Below are 24,871 nucleotides of genomic sequence, written 5' to 3'. Positions count from 1 at the left end.
CCCCATGGCTGCTACTACAACGCTGCTGGACAGCCTGGACCAGCAAACCGCCGCCCCGCGAACTCCAGCAACTCCTCAACGCCGTCGGAAACGGCCACGCCCTCAACCTCTATCTACCACCATAAAGGTGACAAACTACCGGTAGATGCCGGTGCCGCCGAGGATGATGTCGGCGGTGAGGTCCAGCTTCTGGTCGAGCCGGAGCTGACCACGATCGATCTTGTCCATCACCGCCACCGCGACCGCGAGCTTCTGCACGCTGTAGCCGTGGGTCACCCGGTCGGCGTCGTCCGCCACGACGGTCTCCAGGGTGCCAGCGGCGTTGACCATCGCGATGTGCGAGTGCCACACCCCGCCGGCCCGGGCCTTCTGCGTCGCGTACGCCTGCTGGATCACCGTCTGCGGGATGCGGGGCACCCGCGGCGGGCCGACGGGTGCCCGACCGACCGCCACCGTGGTAGCCGGCGCGGCGGCCGCCGGCCCACCGGTCGCGGCCAGCGCGGCCGCCGCCGCTCCCATCCCGATCGCCGCGCGGCGGCTGACATGCTCCGGCACAGTTCGTCCCCCCGTGATCATCGACAACTGTCGTGGGGGAGCGTACCGAGCGTGACTTCAGGCAACAACCCGGACGAGGCCGGACACGCCGGGCGGGAGCCGACCGCCCCGGCGACCAGCACGTCCCGTACCGCACCTGCTCCGTCCACTATCGACCTGGGTACTCCGCGCGCCGCCTTCCGCCGCCGGGCGATCTCCGCCGACCCGGCCGTCGTACGGCGAACGATTTCGACCTCCGGCGCGCCCTGCTCCCGGGCCATGACCGTCCGCTCACCACGCCGGGGAAGAACGGCCCGGAGCGGCCCGCCGGGCGTAGGCTGGGCCACGTGGATCAAGAAGACCGGATCGCCCTCTTCCTCGACTACGAGAACCTCGCGCTCGGTGCGCGGGACCATCTCGGCGGCCTGGCCTTCGACTTCCGCCCGATCGCCGACGCGCTGGCCGAGCGCGGCCGGGTGGTGGTCCGCCGGGCGTACGCCGACTGGTCGTACTTTGACGAGGACCGCCGGATGCTCACCCGGTCACACGTGGAGTTGATCGAGATCCCGCAACGGATGGGTGCGAGCCGCAAGAACGCCGCCGACATCAAGATGGCGGTCGACGCCGTGGAGCTCGCCTTCGAACGCGACTACCTGTCCACCTTCGTGATCTGCACCGGCGACAGCGACTTCACCCCGCTGGTGCACAAGCTCCGCGAACTCAACAAGCGGGTGATCGGCGTCGGGGTGGAGAAGTCCACCTCGGCACTGCTGCCGCCCGCCTGCGACGAGTTCCTCTACTACGACCGGCTGGAAGGTGTGGACATCCCCTCGGCCCGCCCCCGGCGCGGCCGACCTGCCCGGCCCACCGGCGCGGAGGCACCGCCGGGCGGTCCGGACCAGCAGGCGGAGCCGGGACCGGAGCCGGCACAGGGCATCGAGGAGCCGGTACGCGACGTCGACACCCTCGCCGAGCTGGTCGCGCAGACCGTGGCGGGGTTGCAGGGCAGTTCCAGCGGGGAGGTGACCGCCTCGACGCTCAAGCGCACCCTGCTGCGCAAGGATCCGACCTTCAGCGAGTCCGACTACGGGTTCCGGGCCTTCGGCGAGCTGCTCCGGCACCTGGCCGAGCACAACGTCGTCGAGCTGACCGAGGGCCCGGCCAAGGGCGACCCGGGGGTGTCGCTGCCCGAACACGGCGACCGGGAGGTGGCGTTCGGGCTGCTCCGTACCGTGCTCCTCGACCTGGCCGGCGCGGACGGCTCGGTGGCGCTCTCCGGGCTGAAGAACCAGCTCCGCCGGGCGCGCCCCGACTTCAGCGAGAAGAAGCTCGGCTACCGCAGCTTCCTCCAGTTCTGCAAGGCGGCCGCCACCAGCGGCGCGGTCGAGCTGCGGTGGAGCCCCGAGACCGACGACTACCTGCTCACCGCGCGTCCCGCGTGACCCCGGAGCACCCGCGGAGCCGGCTTACCGCCGCCGGGGGCCGGGCGGACGGCTGGCGATAGGGTCTTGGCCCATGCGGTCGAAGCAGGAGCTGGACGCCGCCATCCGGCGGGAGCGCCGGGCGGCGCTGGTGGTCAACGCCCGCTCCCGCCGGGGCCGCCGGCTCTACCAGGAGGCGCGGACCCGGCTGACCGGGGCGGGCTTCACCCTGCTCGGCACCTACCCGGCGGACCGGCCGGGTGAACTGGAGGCGAGCCTGACCGCCGCCGCCGCGCTCGGCCCGGACCTGCTGGCCGTCGGCGGCGGCGACGGCACCATCGGGGCCGCCGCGCGGCTGCTCGCACACCGGGACATGGCGCTCGGACTGCTGCCGCTCGGCACCACGAACAACTTCGCCCGGACCGTCGGGATCCCGCTCGACCTCGACGCGGCCGTCGCGACGCTGGCCGGCGGCAAGGTCATCGACGTCGACCTCGGGCTCGCCGACGGGATGCCGTTCGCCAATCACGTCGGCGTCGGGCTCTCCGCCGACGTGATGGCCCGGGCACCGGCCCGGCTCAAGCGGGTAACCGGCCGGTTGGCGTACCCGGTGACCGCCCTGGCGCTGCTCACCGGACACCGCCCGATGCGGATCACCGTGCGGGCCGACGGGCAGGCCCGGGAGTTCCTGACCCACCAGCTCTACGTGGCCAACGGCGGCTTCCAGGCCGGCCGGCCGATCACGGCGGACGCGAACGCCGACGACCGGCTGCTGGTCGCGTACCCGGTGGGCGGCCCGACCCGGCGCGACCTGCTGCGTGCGACGGCGCGCAACGCGGCGACCGGTCATCGCCGCACTCTCGACGACGAGCCCTTCCTCACCGCCGGTGAGATCCTGCTCGTCACCGACCGGCCGGCCCCGGTCGAGGTCGACGGCGAGGTACGCGGCCGTACCCCGATCCGGATCGGGCTCGACGCCAACGCACTGCGGGTGATGGCTCCCGCCGAGGTCCTCGACCGCTGACCCGCGTCCCCGCCGGGCCGACCCGCGACGCGCCGGTACGAAACGGCAACCGCCGTACCCGGAACGGCCACCTGCTGGACCGTCCGATTCGCCGCCGGGCCCGGGCCCGGGCAGGCGGAGGTGCACGAGGTGCTGAAGACGCCTCTCGGCAGGCTCGGCCACGCCGCGCTGACCCTGGTCGGCAAGCCGCCGACCGAAGAGGTGGCGGCGAACCTCCGCCGGCTCAAGCAGGTGCTGGAGACCGGGACGGTGACCGACACCGACCACGCGGTGGCGGGCAAGTTCGACCGGCGAGCCACGGGGCGGTGAAGTCCGGCGGCGGGCCGGTGTGGTGCTCGCGGTCCGGATTCCGCACCGGGCCGGCAGGTCTCAGGTGCGGCGCAGGAACGCCACCAGCTTGTCGACCGACTCGAACGGCTTCGTGACGCTGACCAACTCCCAGCCCCACTGGCTGAGGATCTCGACCGCGATCAGGATGCCGGTGGTGCGCGGCATCGGAAGGTCGCTGCCCGCCACGACGGCCAGGTGCCGGTACGGATAGCCGCGCAGGTCGCACCGGCCGTGGATCAGGGCCGCCGCGTCGACCTCGCGGGTCTGCGCGATCTGCTGCGCGGCCTGGAACGGGTGCATGCGGCACACCGTACGCGCCGGGACGCGGTGGCGTCGACCGCTCACACGGCGCCATCGGGCTGGCACAGATCGGTTAACATCTAGCACCTGGGAATCACGAGGTGGGCCGGCCGAAGGCTGGGATCCGACATCGGGGCCCTTCTCCGGCACGGCGACGGGGCATGGGGGAAGCATGTTGCAGACATCGCGCACCGTCAGTCCCGACGATCCCAGGCTGGACCAGGCCCGACGCTTCGTGCGGCAACTGGAGGAGTCGCTGGCCGGTACGCCCCGTCACCTCCCGGTCGGGGGGCTGGACCGCATCCCGGGCGACGACCAGACCGGCACGGTCACCTGCGTGGTCGATGCCCGGGGCGACTTCGTGGACCTGCGCGTCGGCTCCGACTGGTGGTACACGGTGGGACCTTCGGGCGTCGCTTCGGCCATTCTGGACGCCCTCCAGTACGCCCAGGACAAGGCAGTGCTGGCCATGGCGGTGCTGCGTCGGCACGGTCGGACGCCGCCGCCCCGGTCGACCGAGGACCCGTCCCCGCACGACGACGGGTCCGCCGCGCGGCCGGGGGACGCCTGGGCCGAGTGGGGGGCGGCGGAGGCGCGGGTCGAACGGGGATACGACGTCATGGCGGCGGCGGACCAGTTCGTCGACACCCGGGACTCCGCCGAGCCGAGGACGATCTCCGGGCCACGCGGCCTGTTCCAGCTGAGACTGGTCGGGTTCACCGTCGCCAGCGCGGAGGTCAGCCCGCGCATCGCCCCGGAGGACGCCGACGCGATAGCCGACGACGCGCGGGCCGCCCTGCGACAGGCCACCCGCGAGAAAGACCCGACGTACTGGTTCTCCGGAGAGGGCTCGCGCCGATGAGTGGCTACGACCGGTCTGGCTCTTCCGCTTCTGGCAACGGGATGCGGGACCTCCGGGTCACCCTCGGCGGAGGGCACCGTGGCTCCGGTGCCGGCGCCCTCCGGTGTCTCCTCGACCGGGTTCACCGGAAAGTGGGCGAAGCTCAGCGCCGCGTGTCCGACACTGAGCGGCCGGACGGCGACGTCGTTGCGGAGGACCGGCCCCGGGAAACCCGGCGCGGCCGACGCGGACACCCCGGTGGGGCAGAACGTCAACCGCACCTGGGGCGAGGGCACCGGCTCCGTCGGGGTCTCGCTGTACCTCACCCGCAGCGACGGCCCGCTCCCCGCCGACCAGGCCACGGCGCAGGAGTCCAGCACCGGGAGACCATGCGGGGGCTGGCCGCCGACGTACTGGACGATCTCAGCTAGGAAGATCGGGATCGGCGGGGCGGGCCGGCGATCCGCGTCCGGTACCGCCGCATCGGACACCCGGGGACTTCCCGTCGCGCCGCAGCGGAGATTCTTGCCAAGCGCGCATCGACAGGTGACAATAACTTTCGTCAGTCTCCCGATCTCCGATCTCGCCCCTGCTCGCACCGGAGACGCCATGCGACGATCAGCCCTCGCCGTCCCGTTGTCCGCACTGATCGCCTTCGTCGGCATCGGCGCCGCGACGCCCGCCCCGGCGGTCGCGGTCACCGCCACCTCCGACGTCGGAACGCTCGCCACCACGCCACTGGCACCCGGCCTCTCCCTGAGCACCACCGCGACGGGCGGCCCCAATCAGATCAACGTCCTCACCGCGAACCTGTCCGAGCCCACCCTGAAACCGAAATACCTCAATCCGGGGACCGTCGGCGCCACAGCCACCCTGACCGCCCAGGCGAACCGGGTGGGTGCGGTCGCCGCCGTGAACGGCGACTTCTTCGACATCGGCGTCACCGGGGCGCCTCGGGGCATAGGGCTGGACGACGGCACGCTGCTCAACGGCCCCGCCGCCGGCTGGAACAACGTGGCCGCGCTGTACGCCAACGGCACAGGCACCCGGGGCGGCCTGGCCCAGATCTTCCTCGACGCGAAGATCACGCTGCCCGGCGGCGCCCAACTCACCGCCACCAACCTCAACTCACCGAACATCGCCGCCGACGGCATCGGCGTCTACAACGCCCTCTGGGGCGACGAGCCGCGCAGCCAGGTACTCGACGGCGCCACCCGCAGCCGCGAGGTGGAGGTGACCGGTGGCCGGGTCAGCAGGGTCAGCACCACCGCCGGCGGCAAGGTGCCGGCCGGGTCCGTCGCCGTACTCGGCGTCAACGCCGGTGCCGACGCCCTGGCCGGGATCGCCGTCGGCGACCCGGTCACGGTCAACTACTCGCCGCGTGGCGGGGCCGGAGCCGCCCAGGTCGCGATCGGCGGCAATCTCGTACTGGTCAGGGACGGGGTTGCCACCACCGTCTCGCATCCGCGGAACCCACGGACGGCGGTCGGCTTCTCGGCGGACGGTCTGACCATGTGGATGGTCGTGGTGGACGGCCGGTCCAGCGCCAGCGTCGGCATGACCTATGTGGAACTCGCCAACTACATGAAGTCACTCGGCGCCGACGACGCGATCAACCTCGACGGCGGAGGTTCGAGCACCCTGGTCGCCCGGATGCCCGGAGCGACGTCGGTATCGGTCCGCAACACCCCGTCGGACGGCGCGCAACGAGCGGTCCCGAACGGAATCGGCTTCGTCTCGACCGCACAGCCGTGGAGCAGCACGGCCGACAACACCACGGCCGGGCGGTTCAGCGCGAGCGCGAGCTGGGGAACCTCCAGCTACTCCAGCCAGAGGTTCGGAGCCGACTACCGGTTCGCCGACCCGGTGCTCTCCAGCGACGTCGCCTGGTACCGGATGAACGTCCCGGAGACCGGCAGCTACGCCGTCTCGGTCTGGTATCCGGCCGACCCTGGCTACAACGACTCGACGCCGTTCATCGTGGCCACCACCAGCGGCAACCAGACGGTACGGGTGAACCAGCGCGCCAACGGCGGCCGATGGGTGTCACTCGGGGTGTTCACGCTGGCCGCAGGGGATGCGAACACGGTGGGAGTGAGCCGATGGACATCCGGCACCGGTTACGTCGTCGCCGACGCGGTACGGGTCACCCGGGTCTGAGCGTCCGGCCCGCGATGGCACGAGCCCACCGGTCCCCCGCCTAGGGTGCCGGCGGGGGTGGGGTCCGGTCCCCGACCAGGTCGCGGCAGGCGTCCCGGTCGTAGCTCAGGCCGGCATCGCGGAAGACCAGACCGACGGTGCCGTTGCGGGGGTCCCACAGGTCCTCGTTGGCCACGAGCGCCCCAAGGTAGCGGCGTTGGGCCGGGGAGAGCGGGCCGGGGTCGCGCCCGGCGAAGAGGGCGTGCAGCAGCGGCCCCCAGTCGTGGCGGACCGTGTAGCGGCTGGCGATCGGGGCGATGGCCAGCGCGGCCGGCAACAGCCGGTCGGGATCGTCGACCCGGGCGATCGCCGCGGCGACGAGCGTGAACCGGATCCGGGTGTCTATCTGCGGCAGGCGGTGGGTGAACCAGCCGTCGGTGGCGGCCGGGTCCGCCAGGGCGGCGAGGATTTCGGCGGTGGCGGTCGGATCGTCGGCCAGGGTCGGCGCCAGCGCGGCGCAGGCCCGTACACCCGGATGCGGGTCGTCGAGGTAGGCGCGCGGCGCGAGCCCGAGCTCGCCCATGGCCAGGACCAGCGCGGCACGCTCGTCCGGCCCGGCCTGTGCGGCGAGGGCGTCGAGACGCTCGGCGAGGCTCGCCGCCTCGGTCGTGTCGACCGGCACCGCGCAGCACACGCTGACCGCGTGCGCCGCGGCCGCGCGTACCGCCGGTTCGGGGTCGGACAGCGCTGAGGTGGCCGCGGCGAGCAGGGTGGGGACGATCTCGCGGCAGCCGAGCACGGCGCGGGCGTAGAGGGCGTTGGCCATCACCTCGTCGGCATAGAGTTCGTCCTCGTCGCCGGAGTCGAGCGCCGCCGCCAGGGCGGCGTCCACGTCGACGCCGACCGGCGCGGCGTACTCGTCGAGGTCGGGGTGCGACCGGCCGGCCTCGGCGACGGCGGCGAGGAAGCCGAGCAGGTTGGCCCGGAGTTCCGCATCGGCGGCGCCGGAGAGCCGGGGATCGCCGAGCAGCGCGGCGACCGCGACGGCGGCGGGTGGGGTCGCCGTCCACGGTGTGCCCTGGTGGATCACGGCCGACCACAGGTGCTCCAGCGCGGCCCGCCTGGCGGCCGGGTCGCCACCGGCGAGCACGGCCAGGTGCTCGGGGGTGTCGATGGCCCGGCCGTACGCGTGCAACAGGGTCGCGAACCGCCCGGCGCCGATCTCGGTCACCCGAGAAAGCTACTACCGGCCCCCGACAGAGCCGCCGTCCGGGCCGGCGCTGCGCCTGGTGCCGGGGTCCCGCCTTCAGGTCGCCGGCACCTCGCCACCAGGTCGTCGAGGCCAGCGACGGCCAGATCAGCGCGGCGGACGCGCTGGCCGAACCCGAGTCGCTCGGGCTGCTCGGCCGCACCTCGATCGGTTACGTGCGGCTGATCCAGGCCGTCGAGCACCGGTACGGCGTGGTGGTGGAGCCGGACGACGACATCTCCGGGCTGGACACCGTACCCGCGCTGGCGGACTATCTCCGCGAACGGGGGATCTGACGGCGGGCACGGGCCGGGCCACCATGGACCCGGCCCGGGTGGTCACCGCCGGAGGCGCAGGTCCAGCCAGACCAGCCGGTGGTCGGAGCTGGGGAACGGGAACGTCCCGGTCAGCCGCGACAGCGGATCGCCCGCCGTCGGCCAGAACACGCCCCCGCCGCGCACGTCCAGCCCCCGCGACGGCAGCACGTGGTCGGCGCGCAGGTTGCCCGGCCCCGGCACGTCGGCGAAGTCGGCCGTGTCGTGCACCGGGTCGCTGCGGTGCGTGGTGTTGGCACCGCCCTGCACGGCACCGGCCTCGGCCGCGCCCGCGCTCGACGGCACGAACCGGTCGTCGATCGACCGGTGGTCCAGCAGTTGCTGCGCCGCGCCGGGAATGCTGTCCCCGTCGTAGGGGTCGGAGTTCAGGTCCCCGGCGATCACGAACTCCGCGCCGGGGCGCAGCCCGCCGTGCCGGCCCCGGTCGTCGTAGATGTAGCGACCGCCGCCCGGCCGCACGTAGTCGGCCCAGAACCGGATCTCGTCGAAGTTGCGTCGCCCGTTGCGGTCCTCCGCACCGTCGAAGACCGGCGGCGTGGGGTGGCTGACCAGGAAGTGCACCGTACGGCGTCCGATCTGGACCGGCAGGTCCCAGTGACTCTTCGAGGAGAGTCGAACCGCCGCCAACTCCTGCGGCGAGTACCAGTCGGCCGGCGCGGCGGTGGCCGGGTCGTCGGGCAGCAACGCGCCGGGCATGTCCGTCCAGCGGAACTTCTGGAAGGTGCGGGCCTGCCGGACGTCGATCGGGTAGCGGGAGTAGACCACCATGCCGTACTGCCCGGGGAAGGCGCCGAACCCGAGTGCGTCGTCGCCGTACCCGGCCGCGCCCGGCTCGGTGGCCACCACACCGTCGTTGTTCAGGTCGAAGCCGGAGGCGATGCCGGTGTTGCTCGGCGCGATGAACCGGTACGGATATCCGACCGGGCGGGCGCCGTTCTGGCCGACCGACAGGTAGTTCTGCTGGAACAGCCGGGCGGCCACCGGGTCGAAGTCGAACTCGTTGATCAGCACCACGTCGGGCCGGGTACGCTGCACGATCTCGGCGATCGTCCGGGCCTGGGCGTTGCCCGGGGTGGAAAGGTCGGACCGCAGCGCCCCCTCGGCGCCCCGGTTGAGGGATGCGTTGAAGGTGGCGAACCGCACCGCACCACCGCCGTGTGCCACGGCCGGCGACGCGACGGCGGGCAGGCCGGCGACGGTGACGACGACGGCGAGCAGGCCGGCGCGGACCGCCAGCCGGCCGGTTCGGCTGGAACTCAGGGACATGCTTCCTCCACAGGGTTGTTGATGTCCGTCAGCGTGTCTATCGCCGGGCACCGACCATCCGGTGGCGAGGACGTGAATACCAGGCGTCCCACCCGGGTCCGCGTGCCCGAACCCGCGCGGCGAGTGCGCCTCGACTTCCGCCTGCGGCCAGCGCGGACCGCAAGGGGAGGTCGAGAAAGGTCCGATGTGGCACCCGGGCCGGCCGTCCCCTGCGGGAGGATCGATGTCGAGGTCGGGTACCCCCCGCACCGTCCAGCCGTACCGGGGGCGAATCCCTCGGAAAGGGGCACGATCAGCATGGTCACGCAGGTGGTCGTCATCGGGGCCGGAGTTTACGGCGCGGCGGTCGCCGCCGGGCTGACCCGGCGGGGCGCCCGGGTCACCGTCGTCGACGCCGGAGCACCGGCCGGCGGCACCTCCGGCGCGACATTCTCCTGGACCAACTCCTGCGGCAAGCAGCCCCGGGCCTACCACGATTTGAGTGTCGAGAGTATGGCGGCGCACCGCCGGCTGGCGGCCGAGGCACCGCAGGGCGACTGGTACCACGAGGGCGGCAACCTGGAGTGGGCCGAGGGCGAGGCCGCACGCGCGGAACTGCACGCGAAGGTCGCGGGCGTGCTCGACTACGGGTACGAGGCACGGTGGCTCGACCGTGCCGACGTGCTCCGCCTCGAACCGGAGATGGCCCCGGCCGAGCTGCCGCCGGACGGCGTCGCCTACTTCCCGGGCGAGGGCTGGATCGACCCGGCCGGGCTGATCGGATATCTGCTGGCGACCTCGGTCTCCGGCGGCGCCGAGGTCGTCCGCGACGACGCGGTCACCGACCTGGAGGTCACCGCCGCCGAGGTACGCGCGGTCCGGCTCGCCTCGGGGCGGCGGCTTCCGGTCGCCGCCGTGGTGAACTGCGCGGGACCGCAGGCCGCCGAGATCGCCGCACTCGCCGGGCTGGTGCTGCCGATGCGCAACACCCGGGGCGTACTCGTCTACACCTCGCCGGTCACCGTCGCGGTGTCCCGGGTCGTACACGCCCCGCGCGTGCACCTGCGCCCCGACGGGGACGGGCGGCTGCTGCTGCACAGCCCCGAGATCGACGGTGCGGCCCACCCGGCGGCCGGCGGCGGCTACCGGGTGGACCAGTCGGCGGTCGACCGGGTGGTCGAGGCGGCGGTCGCGCTCTATCCGGGAATCCGGGCCGCGTCCGTGCGCGGCGTACGCGTCGGCGAGCGACCCATCCCCGGCGACGGCCTACCGGTGCTGGGCCGGGCCGCCGAGCTGCCCAACTTCCACTTCGCCGTCTCGCACAGCGGCGCGACCCTGAGCGTGCACGCCGGTGACCTGGTCGCGGCCGAGGTGCTCGGCGAGGACCGCAGCGCCGAACTGGCACCGTTCCGGTTCGACCGCTACCGGAGCTGAGGCGCCGGCACACCGTCGGCGACCCGCTGCACCGCCATCACCGGGGCCCGGCGCCGTGCAGGCCGCCGCGCGGTGCCAGCGGCCTCGCCCGGAGCAGCGGTTCGGCGACGAGTCTCGGTGGCCGGGGTCCCGCCACCCCGCCGTTCAGCGCTGGATGGCCTTGATCTCCAGGAACTCCTCCAGGCCCGCCCGGCCGAACTCGCGGCCGTTCCCGGACTGCTTGTAACCGCCGAACGGGGCGAGCGGGTTCCAGTGGCCGCCGTTGACGTCGACCTGGCCGGCGCGCAGCCGCCGGGCCACCGCGAGGGCGTGCTCGGGCTCGCCGAAGACCCCGCTGGTGAGGCCGTACATGGTGCCGTTGGCGATCGCGACGGCCTCGTCCTCGTCCGCGTACGGGATGATCGTCAGGACCGGGCCGAAGATCTCCTCCTGGGCGATCACCGAGTGCGGGGCGACGTCGGCGAAGATCGTCGGTCGGAGGTAGGCGCCCTTCTCCAGCCCCTCCGGCCGGCCGGGACCGCCGAAGACCAGCGTCGCACCGTCGGCGATGCCCCGCTCGATGTAGCCGTGCACCTTCTCCCGGTGCGCCTCGGAGGCCATCGGACCGATCCGGGTCGCCTCGTCGGTCGGCTCGCCCACGACGTACTCCCGGGCGGCGGCGACCGCCAGCGCGACGACCTCGTCCTGCCGCGACGCCGGCACCAGCATCCGGGGCCAGGCGCCGCAGACCTGACCGCCGTTGGCGAACGCCATCATCACCCCGGTCCGTACCGCCGTGGGCAGGTCGGCGTCGTCGAGGATGACGTTCGCGCCCTTGCCGCCGAGTTCCAGCGCGACCCGCTTGACGGTTCCGGCGGCGACGGCGGAGATCCGCCGGCCGGCCCGGGTGGAGCCGGTGAACGAGATCATGTCGATGTCCGGGTGGGCGGAGATCGCCTCGCCGACGACCGGTCCGGTGCCGTAGACGACGTTGAAGACCCCGGCCGGCAGGCCCGCCTCGGCGGTCACCTCGGCGAGGATCCGCGCGGTCAGCGGCGCGATCTCGGAGGGCTTGAACACCATCGTGTTCCCGGCGACCAGGGCCGGCGCCAGCTTCGACACGATCTGCTGCAACGGGAAGTTCCACGGGGTGATCGCGCCGACCACGCCGATCGGCTCGCGTACCACCAGCGAGTTCCCGATCTCCTCGGTCCAGGCGAAGTCGGCGGCCAGGGTGGCGAAGGACTCCGCGACGGCGACCGGGAAGCCGACCTGGGCGGTCCGGGACATGCCGATCGGTGAGCCCATCTCGGCGGTGATCGCGGTGGCGATCTCCTCGGCACGGGTCCGCAGGCCCTCGCCGATCCGCCGCACGACGGCGGCCCGCTCGGCGGGCGCGGTGGCGGCCCAGCCGGGGAAGGCGGCCCGGGCGGCGGCGACCGCCCGGTCCAGGTCGGCGGCGGTACCGGCGGGTACCCCGGCGACGATCTCGCCGTTCGCCGGGTTCCGCACGCCGATGGTTGCCGGCGATCCGGCCGGGTGCCACCCGCCGTTGATCCAGTGGCCGGTCGCGGTCTGTGTTGGTCCAGTCATGGATCCGAGTCTTGGCCGGCCGGGCGGGCGTAACCAGGTACAGCCGATCCGTGGACACCCGTCGCCTGGCTGGCCGCTCGCCCCCGGTGCGACGATCGGCACCACCCGGAATTCCCGCCGGTCCCGAGATTGTTGCCGAAGTCGTGCCGGTCGCGCGGACCGGCGGATGTTCGCGACCGGTCGTCGGTGTCCCCCCACCCGGGGGCGGTAGTGCTCGCGAACAGGGTCGTCCGGTGTTCGCAACGGGTCGACAAACGACCGGACCGACCGGAAGAGGAGGAGACGCCATGGACCGGGACCGGCTCGCCGAGTTCCTCCGGAGCCGGCGCGAGGCGCTGCAACCGGAGGACGTCGGGCTGCCCCGGGGGCAGCGGCGGCGGCGTACCGGCGGGCTGCGCCGCGAGGAGGTCGCCGCGCTCAGCGACATGTCGACCGACTACTACAGCCGGATCGAGCAGCAGCGCGGCCCGCGCCCCTCGGAGCAGATGCTCGCCGCGATCGCCCGCGGCCTGCGGCTCTCCCTGGAGGAACGGGATCACCTGTTCCGGCTGGGCGGATATCCGACGCCGAGTCGGGTACGGCGTGCCGACCACATCAACCCGGGCATGATGCGGATCTTCGACGGGCTCGGGGACGCCGCCGCCCAGGTCGTCAGCGACCTCGGCGAGACGTTGCGGCAGACCCGGCTCGCCACCGCCCTGCTCGGCGACGAGACCCACCACACCGGGCTGGCGCGCAGCCCGCACTACCGCTGGTTCACCGACCCGGACAGCCGGCGCGTCCACCCCGAGGACGACCATCCCGGGCACAGCCGGCTGCTCACCGCCGACCTGCACCGGGCGTACACCCGGGCCGGGCGGGACTCCCGGGCCGGTGAGATCGTCGACGTGCTCCTCGCCCGGAGCCCGGAGTTCGCCGAACTGTGGCACGAACACCCGGTCATCGGCCCGTACTGCGCCCCGAAGCGGATCCGGCACCCACGGCTCGGGCTGCTCGAACTGCACTGCCAGGTCCTGCTCGACCCGGACCAGTCCCAGTCGCTGCTGGTCTTCACCGCCACCCCCGGCACCGAGAGCGCCGAGAAGCTGCGACTCCTCTCGGTCGTCGCCGGCCAGGAGTTCTGAGACACCCGGCCGCAGCTCCGGCGGCGACCGGGGGACGCGTCCGAACCCGTGCCGGTCCGCCGAGCGGGCCTGTTCCGGCCAAGTCGGCTCTGTTCAGCTCTTCAGGAAGGCGAGCAGGTCCTTGTTGACCTGGTCCTGGAGGGTGGCGGTCAACCCGTGCGGCGCGCCCGGATAGTAGATCTCCTGGGCGTTCGCGATGAGCTGGGCGGTCTTCCGGGCCGAGTCCTTCACCGGGACGATCTGGTCGTCCTCGCCGTGCATCACCAGCGTCGGGACGTCGAACTTGGCGAGGTCGTCCCGGAAGTCGGTCTCGGAGAACGCCTTGATGCTCTCGTACGCGTTCTTCATGCCGGCCTGCATGCTCCAGAGCCAGAACTGGTCGAGGATGCCCTTGGAGACCGTCGCCCCGGGCCGGTTCGCGCCGTAGAACATCTGGGCCAGATCCTGGTAGAACTGCGACCGGTCGGCGAAGAGCTTGGCGCGCAGCCCGTCGAAGACGTCGATCGGCAGCCCCTCGGGGTTGTCCGGGGTCTGCACCATGATCGGCGGTACGGCGGAGATGAGCACCGCCTTGCTCACCCGGCCGGTGCCGTACCGGCCGATGTAGCGGGCCACCTCACCGCCGCCAGTCGAGTGACCGACCAGCGTGACGTCGGTCAGGTCCAGCGCATCCAGCACCGCGGCGAGGTCGTCGGCGTACCCGTCCATGTCGTTGCGGGCCGAGGCCTGACCGGACCTGCCGTGTCCCCGGCGGTCGTGCGCGACAACCCGGAAGCCCTGCTGCGCCAGGAACAGCAACTGGCCGTCCCAGGCGTCCGCGCTCAGCGGCCAGCCGTGCGAGAAGGTCACGACCGGACCGGAACCCCAGTCCTTGTAGTAGATCTCCGTGCCGTCCATCGCGGTGACGAAGCCCATCACTACCCCCCGTGAGTCATGATCGCTACCTGTCCTGACCTGTCCGACCGGCCGGTCGGAATCACCGCCGGACGGCCGGCGGTGATGCGCCGACGTACCCGATTAGACACAGGCCGGGTGGGCCGCAGGACGATTTGACGTAATCCAGCCGTACCGCGACCGTGGCCACGAGCTGTTCGGGCGGGCGCCGACCGCCGGACTGTCCCGCACTCCGCGGCGCGGGCCGGCCGGGCGAACTGTCAGGCCCGGCCGGCGAACTGTTGCAGCTTGTCCGGATTCACCACGATGAACAGGCGCTCGATCCCCCGTCCGGTGGCCGCCAGGGCGAGCAGGGCCTCCGGGGTCCCGTCGGCGGCCGCCACGAGCAGACTCTCCGCGCCGTTGGCCGGGACGAGCCGGAACGCCGAGTCGCGCCAGTACTTCCGCAGCACGTTGTCCAGCAGGGTCGTCACCCGGGCCGCGCCGTGCAGATCCTTCCGCGAGGCGTGCACCCGTCCTCCGCCGTCGGAACTGGCGACCACGTCGTCGGCGAGCAGCCGCTCCAACGCGGCCAGGTCCCCGCCCCGAGCCGCCGCCACGAACGCCTCGACCAGCCGCCGGTGCTCGGCCCGGCCGACCGGTGCCGACCGGGCCGAGGCCAGGTGCCGGCGGGCCCTGCTCAGCAGTTGCCGGGCATTCGCCTCGGTCGTCCCCAGTACCTCGGCGACCTGCCGGTGGGCGTAGTCGAAGGCTTCCCGCAGCACGTACGCCGCCCGCTCCGCCGGGGCGAGCTTCTCCAGCAGCAGCAGGACCCCCAGCTCCAGCACCTCCGCCCGCTCGGCACCGAGCGCCGGATCGGCGGCGGTGTCCACCGGCTCCGGCAACCACTGCCCCACGTACGTCTCCCGGCGCGCCCGGGCCGCCGTCACCGCGTTGATCGCCAACCGGGTCGTCGTGGTGGTGAGGAACGCCGCAGGGTTGCGGACGTTCCGCCGGTCCGTCCGCTGCCAGCGGAGCCAGGCATCCTGCACGACGTCCTCGGCGTCGCCGACAGTGCCGAGCATCCGGTAGGCGATCCCGAACAGTCGTCCCCGGATCGCCTCGAAGTCGACCACACCGTCGGTCTGGACGGCTTGTCCGTCGCTCGCAGGCTGCACGACGCCATCGTCCACAGGTTCGGGGGCAGATGGCAAAGTCCGGACCGCGCCCGATCGACGAACCGGGTCCGGCGGCGGGCCCGACCTCCGGCCGGCACCGCGGGCCGGCCGCAGGTCGGGCAGACAACGACGAGGCGCCTCGGCGACTACCGCCCGCCCCCGTCCACCGCGCGCACCTCCGCCAGCCGGATGCGACCGGTACGGGCCTCACCGAGGGGAACCAGCGCGTCGTCGGCCACCATGGCGCCGAAGTACCCGGCGGCGGGGTCGGTCACCACCTCCCGGGGGTCCTGCCCCGCGCGCAGCACCGACCGGATCACCTCGTCGAGGCGGGACCGCTCGGGGCCGGCCACCTCGACGATGCCGCCGACCGGGGCGCCGAGCGCGACGTCCGCCACCGTGGCCGCGACGTCGGCGGCGGCGATCGGCTGGAAGAGCACCGGTCCCAGGCGTACGGTGTCGCCGACGGTCCCGGTGGCGGCGATGGCGTCGAGGAACTCGAAGAACTGCGTGGCGCGCACGATCGAGTACGGGATCGGCGACGCCGCGATCAGCCGCTCCTGTGCCACCTTCGCCCCCATGTAGCCGATGTTCGGCATCCGGTCCGCGCCCACGACCGAGAGCGCCACGTGGTGGCCCACCCCGGCGGCCGCCTCGGCCGGGAACAGGTTGCGGGCGGAGTTCTCGAAGAACTCCCGCGCGGCGTCCGGGTCGAAGGACGGCGAGTTCGACACGTCCACCACGACCTCGGCACCGTCGAGCGCCTCGGCCAGCCCTTCACCGGTGACCGCGTTCACCCCGGTCTTCGGAGACGCCGCCACCACCTGGTGGCCCTGCGCGGCGAGCAGCTCCACGACCTTGCTGCCGATGAGTCCGCTGCCGCCGATAACGACGATCTTCATCTTGGTCCTCTGGTTGTCTTCCGTGGCGCCGGACGGCACCCTGTCGCCCACAACGACCGGGCAGGGCGGTGATCTGTGACAGCGACCGGCTGGCCGCCACCGGCTCCTGTCTCCCCCGGCGGAGAGCCTCGACACGTCCGCGGGACCCATGTGCCACATCCCGCTGCCGGTAGCGATCCTGATCGGCCTGTTCGTGCTGGAATATCCGGTCCGACGGACGCGATCCCGACGGTCAGCTTCACGTGATCGTGCTGGCCGACCAGCTTGGCGGGCGGGCCCGGGTCACACGATCGGAAACCTCGCAACCCCGGACGGCTTCGGCCAGACCGGACACTGCTCACAGCAGACCCGCGTTGCCGGCCAGGGCGGCCGCCTCGGTCCGGTTCGACACGCGCAGCTTGCGCAGCAACGATGCCGTCAGCCGCTTCACCGTGCGCTCGGAGAAGTTCAGCTCTTCAGCGATTTCCACCGTGCGACATCCCTTCGCAATAAGCTGCAGGAGACGGCGTTCCTCGTCGTCGAGGGTGGCCGTCGCCGGCAGGCCGTTGTACGCCGGGCGGAGCAGGGCTGTGAGCAGGCCGGCAGGTAGCACCGCCCACCCGTCCAGGATCGCCAGTAGCGGCGGCAGCAACTCCTCGGGCTCGCTGCTCTTCGGCAGGTAGCCCTCCGCACCGGCGCGCAGGGCCTGCACCATGAGGTCGATCTCGTCGAGCCCGGAGATCGCGACGATCCGTACCCGTGGTGTGGTTCGGCGGATGGCGGCGATGGCCCGTATCCCGCCCGGTCGCGGCATGTGCAGGTCGACCAGGGCCAGATCGGGTACGCAGCGGCGGACCGTCGCGGCGGCGGCGGAGGCGTCGCCGGTCGATCCGACGACCCGCGCCCGTCCCTGGGTACTGGCCGGAAGCAGGAGTTCGAGGCCACGGACGAAAAGAGGATGGTCATCGACCAGTACGAGCCGAAGGGTTGCGGATCCGGACACCCGGCGGCGTTTCCCGCTCTGCGCCCGATCATGCCCGTCCAGCCGGAGACCGCTCATCACGCCGGTATCCGGGCTCGGCGGCCTCGGGACGCCGCCTCCGGCCGGCCGTTGTTCGGCAACCTCGGCAGGGCGATCATGGGTCGCCTGTCGCTGCTGGCCGGAGGCCGGATCAGCCGCCAGGTATGGGAATCGGCCAGCCCCGGAGGGGGAACGCCGGAGTTTTCCCGGCCACCCGCACCGGGCGGTCACACGCTGCTGCTGCGGATGTTCTGTCACGAACTGCGGTCACCGATCGAGTCCCTGCGCTCGCTGACCCGAGCCCTCACCGAGGATTCGGGAACGCTGAGCCCCGATGAACGACGTGGCATGGCCACGCTGGCGCGGGAACAGGCGGCACACCTGACCGACCTGTGGCGGCAGGTGGTGTCGATGACGCAGAGCCTGGCGGAGCCGGTCGACCGGCTGGTCCCGCTGAGCCAGGTCCTGCCGACCGCGCTCCCGGCCGGGGCGCCGCCCCGGTTGACGGTCCGGCTCTCCCGGGGCGCCGGTGGCCGGCTGGTACCGGCCCACCGGGTCCGTCAGATCCTGCTGAACCTGGTGGACAACGCGCTGCGGCACGGCCCCGCCGGAGGCCGCGTCCGGGTGTCCGCCTCGGTGCGGGCGGGATTCCTGGTGCTGGTCGTCGCCGACGAGGGCCGGTCCTGCCGTCCCCTGCTGGCAGCGCTGCGCCGGGCCGCGCCGCCGCCCGGGATCTCCGGACTGGGGCTGTGGATCGTGCGACACCTGGTCGCCGCCGAGGGCGGCACGATCACGGTGTGCCGCGCCGCGCAGGGAATCGCGGTACGGGTGAGTCTGCCCGCGCGGCGCTGCCGCTCCGGTACCGGAGGTGCCGGCGCCCGCTGGCCCTCCGGGGCCGCCGGTTGACCCGACCGGGCCATCGCGACGGGTACCCGGGCACGGTCTGCCACTTCTACCAGGAGGACACCGTGTTCAGCCACGTCAAGGACTTGCAGTTCGAGGCCAAGCCCGATGCGCCCGACGCCGCCTTCGCCCGGCGCCTGCAGGAGGTGCTCGGCGGCAAGTGGGGAGAGATGACGGTCGCCAACCAGTACCTCTTCCAGGGCTGGAGTTGCCGGCTGCCCGGCAAGTACAAGGATCTGCTGCTCGACGTCGGCACCGAGGAGATGGGGCACGTCGAGATGATCTGCACGATGATCGCCCGCCTGCTGGACAGCGCTCCGCTGTCCTTGCAGGAGGCGGCCGCCGAGGACAACCCGATGCTGACCGCGATCTACTCGGGGTCGAATCCGGCGCACTTCATCCATTCCGGCGGTGGCCCGTTGCCGGTGGACAGCAGCGGCGTGCCGTGGAACGGAGCCTTCATCACCGCCAGCGGTAACCTGCTCGCCGACTTCCACCTCAACGTCACCGCCGAGGCGCAGGGCCGGCTTCAGGTCGCCCGGTTGTTCCACATGACCGACGATCCGGGTGTCAAGCAGATGCTGCGGTTCCTGCTGGCCCGCGACACGATGCACCAGAACATGTGGCTCGCCGCGATCGAGCAGCTCAAGGACGACGGCCTCGAGGAGATGCCGGTCCCGGAGGCGTTCCCCGATGCCGAGCAGGAGAACCAGTTCGCCTACCAGTACATCAACTTCTCCGCCGGGGAGGAGGCGGCCGAGGGACGGTGGGCCGCCGGCCCGAGTCCCGACGGCAAGGGGCAGTTCAGCTACCAGGCGAGCCCGACCGCGCACGCGGAGGCGCCGGTACTTCCTCCGGGCGACCCGCGCCTGCACAGCACGCCGCCGTCCGGCACCTGACGGGCAGCCGCGTCACCGTCCTGTCCCGTTCCGCCGCGCCGGTCCGTCGCCACCACGGCGGATCGGCGTGGCCACCGCCCGGAAGACAGAATCATGATCGAGTTACTCGCCCGCCCGTTGGCGGATGCGTTCATGCAGGTCGGGGTCTACGTCGCGGTGATGGTCGCGCTGTTCGGCTGGCTGCGCTGGCGGTACGGCGACCGGGTCACCGACCACCTGACCCGGCGCCCCCGGCTCGGCCCCCTGGTCGGCGCGTTACTCGGGGTCAGCCCGGGCTGCGGCGGCGCCATCATCCTGATGCCGCTGTACGCGCGCGGCAAGGTCTCCTTCGGGACGGTCGTGGCCGCCCTCGCGGCAACCATGGGCGACTCGTCCTGGGTGGTCATCGCCGCGGATCCGGTGATCGCGCTCAAGATCCACGCTCTGCTCTTCGCCGTGGGTCTGGCCACCGGGTACACCGTGGACCTGCTCGGCGTCGATCCGGCCACCGCCGTCCGGACCCGCACCGGGAGGTGGACCCGGCGGGTGGCCGCCGCGCGGGCATCCGAAGCGAGCCTGCCGGCGGGCGCCGTGCGGCCGTACCCGGCAGCTCGGGCCGGCACCGACGACCGAGCGGGAGCGGCCGGCACCTGTCCGGCGTCGGCGACGCTGGCCGTGGCCCTGGCGCCGGGCGCGGTGCCGGGGCGCCCGGTCCGGATGTCCCTGGTGTTCTGGGGGCTCACCATGCCCGCCTTCCTGGTGTCGGTACCGGTCGTGTTCCACGCCGTCGACCCGCAACGCCTCAGCGGCGCGCTCGGCGGAATCGACCCCTACCTCGCGCTCGGCTGCTGCGGAACGCTGGTCGCGCTGCTCATCTTCGCCGCCGGACGAGGCCGCTTCGCCGACGACACGGTCGCCACCGCCACCCCGGCGAGCAGACGGGACGCCATGCGACACAGCGCCCACGAGGCCTCGTTCATCACCGTCTGGGTCGCGGCGGCCTACCTCGGCTGGCAGGTTCTCAGCACCACCACCGGTTTCGACGGCTCCCAAGTGGCGTTCGCCGGAATGGTCGGGGTGCTCGTCGGCGCGCTGATCGGGCTCATCCCCGGCTGCGCCGTCCAGATCGTCTTCACCGGCATCTTCGTCAGCGGCGGCCTGCCCGTGACGACACTGGTGGCCAACGCGATCAGCCAGGACGGGGACGCCCTGATCCCACTGGCGGCACTGCGCCGCCGCGCCGCTGCGACCGCGACCGTGATCACCACCATCCCGGCCATCCTGGTCGGACTGGCGCTGCTCGCACTGCTCGGCTGAATACGACAGAAATGCACCAAGCGCGCCGAGGACCGTGCCGACCGCGAAGACCGTCGACGTTCGTACCACCCGATCCGGCCGAACGACAGCTCCGGCACCGGCGGGAGTCCGCGTACGGCGCCGCCGGACAGCTCCGGCGCCCGCGCTCGAAGCCGGCGCACATGGAAGCCGCCGCGCCGGGAAACAGCAGCGTAGGCGAGGTCGACCGGAGGAGGGTGACGAACGTGACAGCAGGCGTGAAGCAGGACGTCCTGGACCTGCTGGTCGAGCAGCACAAGCAGATCAAGACGCTGTTCGGTCAGCTCGGCCGTGCCGAGGGAACTCAGAAACGGGAGCTGTTCGAGGATCTGGTCCGACTGCTCGCCGTGCACGAGAGCGCGGAGGAGATCGTCGTGCACCCGACCGCCAAACGCAAGATCGACCGAGGCGACACCGTCACCGGGCAACTCCGGCACGAGGAGGACGAGGCCAAGCACGAGCTGGCCGCCCTCTACGACCTCGGCGTCGACCATCCCGAATTCGACAGGCGGCTGTCGAAATTCGCCGACGCGGTCGTCGCGCACGCGACCCGGGAGGAGACGGAGGAGTTTCCCTCACTGCGTCGCAACCTCTCCGCGGCCCAGCTCGGTCGGATGGCCGGCGCACTGCGCGCGGCCGAGGCGATGGCTCCGACCCGCCCTCACCCGCGTAGCGGCGAGTCCGCATCGGCGAATCTGATGGCCGGTCCACCCATGGCCGTCTTCGACCGGATCCGCGACGCCGTACGCGACTGGCGCGAATCGCAGCGCGATCAGGGCTGAAGCTCTTTCCACCTCACCTACCGATCCGCGACCGTACGCCCGCTCGGGCTCCCTCCCGAGGGGGCGGCACGGTTACGCGGTCAGGGCGATGTACTTCTCCTCGAGGAACTCCAGGATGCCTTCGGAGCCACCTTCCCGGCCGAGGCCGCTCTGCTTCACCCCGCCGAACGGGGCGGCCGGGTCACTGACCACGCCCCGGTTGACGGCGACCATTCCCACTTCGAGGCGGCGGGCGACGGCGACCGCTTCCCGTTCCTCGCCGAAGACGTACGCCATCAGGCCGTAGACGGTGTCGTTCGCCATCCGGACCGCGTCGTCCACGTCGTCGAAGCGGACCACCGCGGTGACCGGCCCGAAAATCTCGGTCGTGTTGATCGTGGAACCGTGCTCGACCTCGGTGAGCAGTGTCGGGTCGTAGAAGGCGCCGTCGCCCGAGGCGTTACCGCCACGCAGCAGCTTCGCCCCGTCCGCCACAGCGGTCTCGACAAGGGCCGCCACCTTGTCGCGCTCCGGCACCGAGACGAGGGCACCGAGATCGTTCGAGCGGTCGAGGCCGGGGCCGACCGTCATCCCGGCGAGCGCGGCGTCCATCCGCGCGACGAAGTCGTCGTGCAGCGAGGTGTGCACGTAGAAGCGGTTGGCGGCGGTGCAGGCCGAGCCGCCGTTGCGCATCTTGGCGAGCAGGGCGCCGGCCACCGTCGCGTCCAGATCCGCGCCGGGCAGCACGATCAGCGGGGCGTTGCCACCGAGTTCCATCGACGTACTGACCACACTGTCCGCGCACGCGCGCAGAAGCTCTCGGCCGACCTCGGTCGAGCCGGTGAACGAGAGTTTCCTGACCTCGGTACGGTCGATCATCCGCCGTACCGGCGGGCCGGTCGGCACCGGAGTCACCAGGTTCACGACCCCCCGCGGTACACCGGCCCGGCGCAGTACCTCGACGATGTAGGCCGCGGTGAGCGGGGTCTCCCGGGCGGGCTTGAGAATCGTCGTACATCCCGCCGCGAGCGCCGGAGCGAGCTTGCGGGTCGCCATCGCGGCGGGAAAGTTCCACGGAGTGATGAGCAGCGACACCCCGATCGGCTGCCGGTCGACGACGATCCGCTTGTCGCCCGCGGGAGAGAGCCGGTACTCGCCCGGCACTCGCACCGCCTCCTCGGCGAACCAGCGGAAGAACTCCTTCGCGTAGTGCGCCTCGCCGATGGCGTCCGCCCAGGACTTGCCGTTCTCCCGCACCATGATCTCGGCAAAGGTCTCCACCTCGGCCGTGAGGATCTCGTAGGCGCCGCGGAGCAGCTCGCCGCGGTCCCGGGGAGCGGTGGCGGCCCACGTCTGCTGCGCGGCCGCCGCCGCGTCGACGGCGTCCATGCAGTCGCTCTCGCTGGCGACCGCGAAGCGGGCGATGGTGGACAGGTCGGCGGGGTCGACGACGTCGAAGCGCCGGTCGCCCGAACCCGGTCGCCATTGCCCGTCGATGAACAGGTCGGTGTACAGGGTCATGTGACGCTCCGATCCATCAGCACTCCGTCATGGCCTCGGTCCAGGCACGCCGAGCAGGACGTCTCGTCCCGACCGCCCGCGTCGGGGGGAGCCGGCGCCCCGACGCCGTCTGCCGCGCCGCGCGGCTGCTCAGGCAACGAATCCGCCGTCCACCGGCAGGACGACCCCGCTGACGTGACTCGCCCGGTCGCTGAGCAGGAACGACACCGCCGCGCCGACCTGCGTACCGGTTCCGGCCCTGCGCAACGGCGTTGCCGCGATCCGGGCCTCCACCCCGCCGGGGATCGCGAGCCGCGTGCGGGCGAGCATCGGCGTCTCGGTCGGGCCGGGGGCGATCACGTTCACCCTGATGCCGAACGGCCCGAAGTCGTGGGCCGCGGTGCGGGTCAGACCGATGACGGCGTGCTTGCTGGCCTGGTAGGCGCCCATGCCGGAGCTGCCGCGAAGGCCGCCGATGCTGCTCATGTTGACGATCGAGCCGGAACCCCGCGCCCGCATGGCCCGGACCTCCTCCCGGACGCAGAGCCAGGTCCCCTTCACGTTCACCGCCATGATCTGGTCGAAGTCCTGCTCCGGCACCTCGTCCAACCGACCCGCCTGAGTCATCGCCGCGTTGTTGAAGGCGCCGTCGAGCCGACCGAACCGCTCGACCGTCTCGTCGACGAACCGGGTGACGTCCGCCGCCGACGCGACATCACCGGTGGTGTAGCCGACGTCGTGCCCGTCCTTCTCCAGTTCCGCGGCGAGCGCGGCGAGCGGCGCCTCGGTGCGGGCGACGAGCATCAGTGCCGCGCCGTCCGCGACGAGCACCCGGGCGGTGTCGGCGCCGATACCCGCACTCGCCCCGACGACCAGGACGACCCTGCCGGCCAGTGGTTCAGACATGGGTTCCCTCCCCGCTGCCGCCGACATGGCGGATCCCGCCGCCCTGCCGTTAGTCATACCATCATACAATCTAACTACCGCTACCCCCGGGACGAGGTGTGATGACCGATCCGAAACGCGACCTACTCGCGGCAGCTCACCCGGAGTCGTTCGACCGTCTGCTACGCGGGGCGATCGACGTCCACGTGCACGGTCAGCCCGACCTGTCGGCCGGACTGCCGAACCGTGGTGACGACCTCGAGGTGGCGCGGTTGGCGCACGAGTACGGCATCTCGGGCTGGGTCCTCAAGTCCCATCTGTGGGCGACGATGGACCGGGCCCGGGCCCTGCGACAGGCGATGGCCGGGTCCACGTTCACGGTTTACGGCAGCATCACCCTGAACCCGCCCGTCGGCGGTCTGGAACCCAGCATCGTCGAACTCGCCGCCGCGCACGATGCCCGGGTGGTGTTCCTGCCGACCTGGGGCGGCGCGGCCGACGTGGCCCGCGACGGGTACATCAGCACACTGCTGCGACGCGTCTCGCCCTCCTTCGGTGAATACAGCGCCCGGACGGCGATCACCCTCTGCGACGCCAACGGTGCCCTCACCGGCCGGGCGCGGGCGGTCATCGACGCCTGCCACGCGCTCGGCCTCGCGCTGGCCACCGGGCACGCCGCGATCGAGGAGAGCCGCGCGGTCGCCGCGTACTGCGCCGAGATCGGGCAACGGCTGCTCGTCACCCACCCGCTGCACTACACGACGGATCCGGCGCGGCTGCGCGAGTTCGCCGACCTGGGCGCGTACCTCGAGTTCTGCAACGCGCCGCTGGTGCACCCGGACGGGCACCTGACCGTCCGGGACGTGCACGAGGCGCTCTGCGCCGTCGGGCCGGAGCGGGCGATCCTCACCACCGACGTCTTCTCCCGCTGGGTGCCACCCGAGCCGGAGTGCCTGCGGATGTTCGTCGAGCAGCTCGCCTACCTCGGCTGGACCGCCGAGCAGATCGCCACGATGGTCGCCACCAATCCCCGCGCATTCCTGGGAGAGAGTTCTTAACGCTTCCCCGCGGCTGCAAGCCGGGGGATTTCTGGCTCGGACCGCACTCG

At 72.3% G+C, this 24,871-nt stretch carries 24 protein-coding genes; 13 read left to right on the top strand and 11 right to left on the bottom strand.

Annotation, left to right across the window (positions count from 1 at the left end; genetic code table 11):
• Positions 1-135: 135 nt before the first annotated feature.
• The gene (locus ACQEVC_RS26155) at positions 136-555 is read right to left on the bottom strand and encodes a serine hydrolase (RefSeq protein ID WP_432882310.1); all 420 of its coding nucleotides are present in this window, start codon (positions 553-555) and stop codon (positions 136-138) included.
• Between the two features lie 326 nt (positions 556-881).
• Here ACQEVC_RS26155 and ACQEVC_RS26150 point away from each other — a divergent pair, with 326 nt between their 5' ends.
• The 3 genes from ACQEVC_RS26150 (at position 882) to ACQEVC_RS26140 (ending at position 3,288) form a co-directional block, all read left to right on the top strand.
• Positions 882-1,976: an NYN domain-containing protein gene (locus tag ACQEVC_RS26150; protein WP_432882308.1), complete on the top strand. Its 1,095-nt coding sequence runs from the start codon at positions 882-884 to the stop codon at positions 1,974-1,976.
• 73 nt (positions 1,977-2,049) lie between these two features.
• Positions 2,050-2,979 (top strand): diacylglycerol/lipid kinase family protein, encoded by a 930-nt coding sequence (locus ACQEVC_RS26145; RefSeq protein ID WP_432882305.1) that lies wholly within the window; start codon positions 2,050-2,052, stop codon positions 2,977-2,979.
• 129 nt (positions 2,980-3,108) lie between these two features.
• Positions 3,109-3,288, top strand: a complete 180-nt coding sequence (locus tag ACQEVC_RS26140) for a hypothetical protein (protein WP_432882303.1) — start codon at positions 3,109-3,111, stop codon at positions 3,286-3,288.
• A gap of 60 nt (positions 3,289-3,348) precedes the next feature.
• Here the strand turns inward: ACQEVC_RS26140 and ACQEVC_RS26135 are convergent, their stop codons facing one another.
• A complete protein-coding gene (locus ACQEVC_RS26135; RefSeq protein ID WP_432882300.1) occupies positions 3,349-3,609 on the bottom strand; it encodes a transcriptional regulator in 261 nt (86 codons plus the stop codon).
• Positions 3,610-3,781: 172 nt separating this feature from the next.
• Between ACQEVC_RS26135 and ACQEVC_RS26130 the strand changes: the two genes are divergently transcribed.
• Both ACQEVC_RS26130 and ACQEVC_RS26125 read left to right on the top strand, forming a co-directional pair.
• Positions 3,782-4,471 carry a hypothetical protein gene (locus ACQEVC_RS26130; RefSeq protein ID WP_432882298.1) on the top strand — a complete coding sequence of 230 codons (690 nt, stop codon included), beginning with the start codon at positions 3,782-3,784 and terminating at the stop codon, positions 4,469-4,471.
• A 588-nt stretch (positions 4,472-5,059) separates the two neighbouring features.
• Positions 5,060-6,610, top strand: coding sequence for a phosphodiester glycosidase family protein (locus ACQEVC_RS26125; protein ID WP_432882296.1), 1,551 nt, complete (start codon positions 5,060-5,062; stop codon positions 6,608-6,610).
• A 40-nt stretch (positions 6,611-6,650) separates the two neighbouring features.
• On the opposite strand, the gene ACQEVC_RS26120 is transcribed toward ACQEVC_RS26125, so the two are convergent.
• Positions 6,651-7,820 carry a hypothetical protein gene (locus ACQEVC_RS26120; RefSeq protein ID WP_432892121.1) on the bottom strand — a complete coding sequence of 390 codons (1,170 nt, stop codon included), beginning with the start codon at positions 7,818-7,820 and terminating at the stop codon, positions 6,651-6,653.
• Positions 7,821-7,945: 125 nt separating this feature from the next.
• On the opposite strand from ACQEVC_RS26120, the gene ACQEVC_RS26115 reads away from it, so the two are divergent.
• Complete coding sequence (locus ACQEVC_RS26115) at positions 7,946-8,134, top strand: phosphopantetheine-binding protein (RefSeq protein WP_432891701.1); 189 nt, start codon at positions 7,946-7,948, stop codon at positions 8,132-8,134.
• A 42-nt stretch (positions 8,135-8,176) separates the two neighbouring features.
• Here the strand turns inward: ACQEVC_RS26115 and ACQEVC_RS26110 are convergent, their stop codons facing one another.
• Complete coding sequence (locus tag ACQEVC_RS26110; RefSeq protein ID WP_432882293.1) at positions 8,177-9,439, bottom strand: endonuclease/exonuclease/phosphatase family protein; 1,263 nt, start codon at positions 9,437-9,439, stop codon at positions 8,177-8,179.
• Positions 9,440-9,736: 297 nt separating this feature from the next.
• Between ACQEVC_RS26110 and ACQEVC_RS26105 the strand changes: the two genes are divergently transcribed.
• Positions 9,737-10,852, top strand: coding sequence for an NAD(P)/FAD-dependent oxidoreductase (locus ACQEVC_RS26105; RefSeq protein ID WP_432882291.1), 1,116 nt, complete (start codon positions 9,737-9,739; stop codon positions 10,850-10,852).
• A gap of 144 nt (positions 10,853-10,996) precedes the next feature.
• On the opposite strand, the gene ACQEVC_RS26100 is transcribed toward ACQEVC_RS26105, so the two are convergent.
• Positions 10,997-12,424, bottom strand: a complete 1,428-nt coding sequence (locus ACQEVC_RS26100; RefSeq protein ID WP_432882289.1) for an aldehyde dehydrogenase family protein — start codon at positions 12,422-12,424, stop codon at positions 10,997-10,999.
• A gap of 287 nt (positions 12,425-12,711) precedes the next feature.
• Between ACQEVC_RS26100 and ACQEVC_RS26095 the strand changes: the two genes are divergently transcribed.
• On the top strand, positions 12,712-13,548 hold the full coding sequence (locus tag ACQEVC_RS26095; protein WP_432882287.1) for a helix-turn-helix transcriptional regulator: 837 nt from the start codon (positions 12,712-12,714) through the stop codon (positions 13,546-13,548).
• Between the two features lie 93 nt (positions 13,549-13,641).
• Here ACQEVC_RS26095 and ACQEVC_RS26090 read toward each other — a convergent pair whose 3' ends face one another.
• From ACQEVC_RS26090 to ACQEVC_RS26075, 4 genes are all read right to left on the bottom strand, one after another.
• The gene (locus ACQEVC_RS26090) at positions 13,642-14,463 is read right to left on the bottom strand and encodes an alpha/beta fold hydrolase (RefSeq protein WP_432882285.1); all 822 of its coding nucleotides are present in this window, start codon (positions 14,461-14,463) and stop codon (positions 13,642-13,644) included.
• 239 nt (positions 14,464-14,702) lie between these two features.
• On the bottom strand, positions 14,703-15,599 hold the full coding sequence (locus ACQEVC_RS26085) for an RNA polymerase sigma-70 factor (RefSeq protein WP_432882283.1): 897 nt from the start codon (positions 15,597-15,599) through the stop codon (positions 14,703-14,705).
• 146 nt (positions 15,600-15,745) lie between these two features.
• Positions 15,746-16,501, bottom strand: a complete 756-nt coding sequence (locus tag ACQEVC_RS26080) for an SDR family oxidoreductase (RefSeq protein WP_432882280.1) — start codon at positions 16,499-16,501, stop codon at positions 15,746-15,748.
• Between the two features lie 337 nt (positions 16,502-16,838).
• Positions 16,839-17,483: a response regulator transcription factor gene (locus ACQEVC_RS26075; RefSeq protein ID WP_432882279.1), complete on the bottom strand. Its 645-nt coding sequence runs from the start codon at positions 17,481-17,483 to the stop codon at positions 16,839-16,841.
• A 135-nt stretch (positions 17,484-17,618) separates the two neighbouring features.
• Here ACQEVC_RS26075 and ACQEVC_RS26070 point away from each other — a divergent pair, with 135 nt between their 5' ends.
• The 4 genes from ACQEVC_RS26070 to ACQEVC_RS26055 all read left to right on the top strand — a co-directional run bounded on the left by ACQEVC_RS26070 (position 17,619) and on the right by ACQEVC_RS26055 (position 21,399).
• Positions 17,619-18,407: a sensor histidine kinase gene (locus ACQEVC_RS26070; RefSeq protein WP_432882276.1), complete on the top strand. Its 789-nt coding sequence runs from the start codon at positions 17,619-17,621 to the stop codon at positions 18,405-18,407.
• Positions 18,404-19,303 carry a manganese catalase family protein gene (locus tag ACQEVC_RS26065; protein WP_432882273.1) on the top strand — a complete coding sequence of 300 codons (900 nt, stop codon included), beginning with the start codon at positions 18,404-18,406 and terminating at the stop codon, positions 19,301-19,303. The genes ACQEVC_RS26070 and ACQEVC_RS26065 overlap by 4 nt, the downstream gene beginning before the upstream one ends.
• Before the next feature lie 93 nt (positions 19,304-19,396).
• Positions 19,397-20,599, top strand: a complete 1,203-nt coding sequence (locus tag ACQEVC_RS26060; RefSeq protein ID WP_432882271.1) for a putative manganese transporter — start codon at positions 19,397-19,399, stop codon at positions 20,597-20,599.
• Between the two features lie 224 nt (positions 20,600-20,823).
• Positions 20,824-21,399, top strand: coding sequence for a hemerythrin domain-containing protein (locus ACQEVC_RS26055; protein WP_432882269.1), 576 nt, complete (start codon positions 20,824-20,826; stop codon positions 21,397-21,399).
• A gap of 72 nt (positions 21,400-21,471) precedes the next feature.
• Here ACQEVC_RS26055 and ACQEVC_RS26050 read toward each other — a convergent pair whose 3' ends face one another.
• Positions 21,472-22,899: an NAD-dependent succinate-semialdehyde dehydrogenase gene (locus ACQEVC_RS26050; protein WP_432882266.1), complete on the bottom strand. Its 1,428-nt coding sequence runs from the start codon at positions 22,897-22,899 to the stop codon at positions 21,472-21,474.
• Positions 22,900-23,028: 129 nt separating this feature from the next.
• Complete coding sequence (locus tag ACQEVC_RS26045) at positions 23,029-23,784, bottom strand: SDR family NAD(P)-dependent oxidoreductase (RefSeq protein WP_432882265.1); 756 nt, start codon at positions 23,782-23,784, stop codon at positions 23,029-23,031.
• A 101-nt stretch (positions 23,785-23,885) separates the two neighbouring features.
• Between ACQEVC_RS26045 and ACQEVC_RS26040 the strand changes: the two genes are divergently transcribed.
• Positions 23,886-24,821, top strand: coding sequence for a DUF6282 family protein (locus ACQEVC_RS26040; RefSeq protein ID WP_432882264.1), 936 nt, complete (start codon positions 23,886-23,888; stop codon positions 24,819-24,821).
• The last annotated feature ends 50 nt before the right edge of the window (positions 24,822-24,871 follow it).

Origin of the sequence: Plantactinospora sp. CA-294935, assembly GCF_050936445.1 — a bacterium.
Lineage (GTDB): Bacteria > Actinomycetota > Actinomycetes > Mycobacteriales > Micromonosporaceae > Plantactinospora.
The sequence above is the reverse complement of the archived record's forward strand: the minus strand, read 5'-3'. Positions and strand labels throughout refer to the sequence as shown.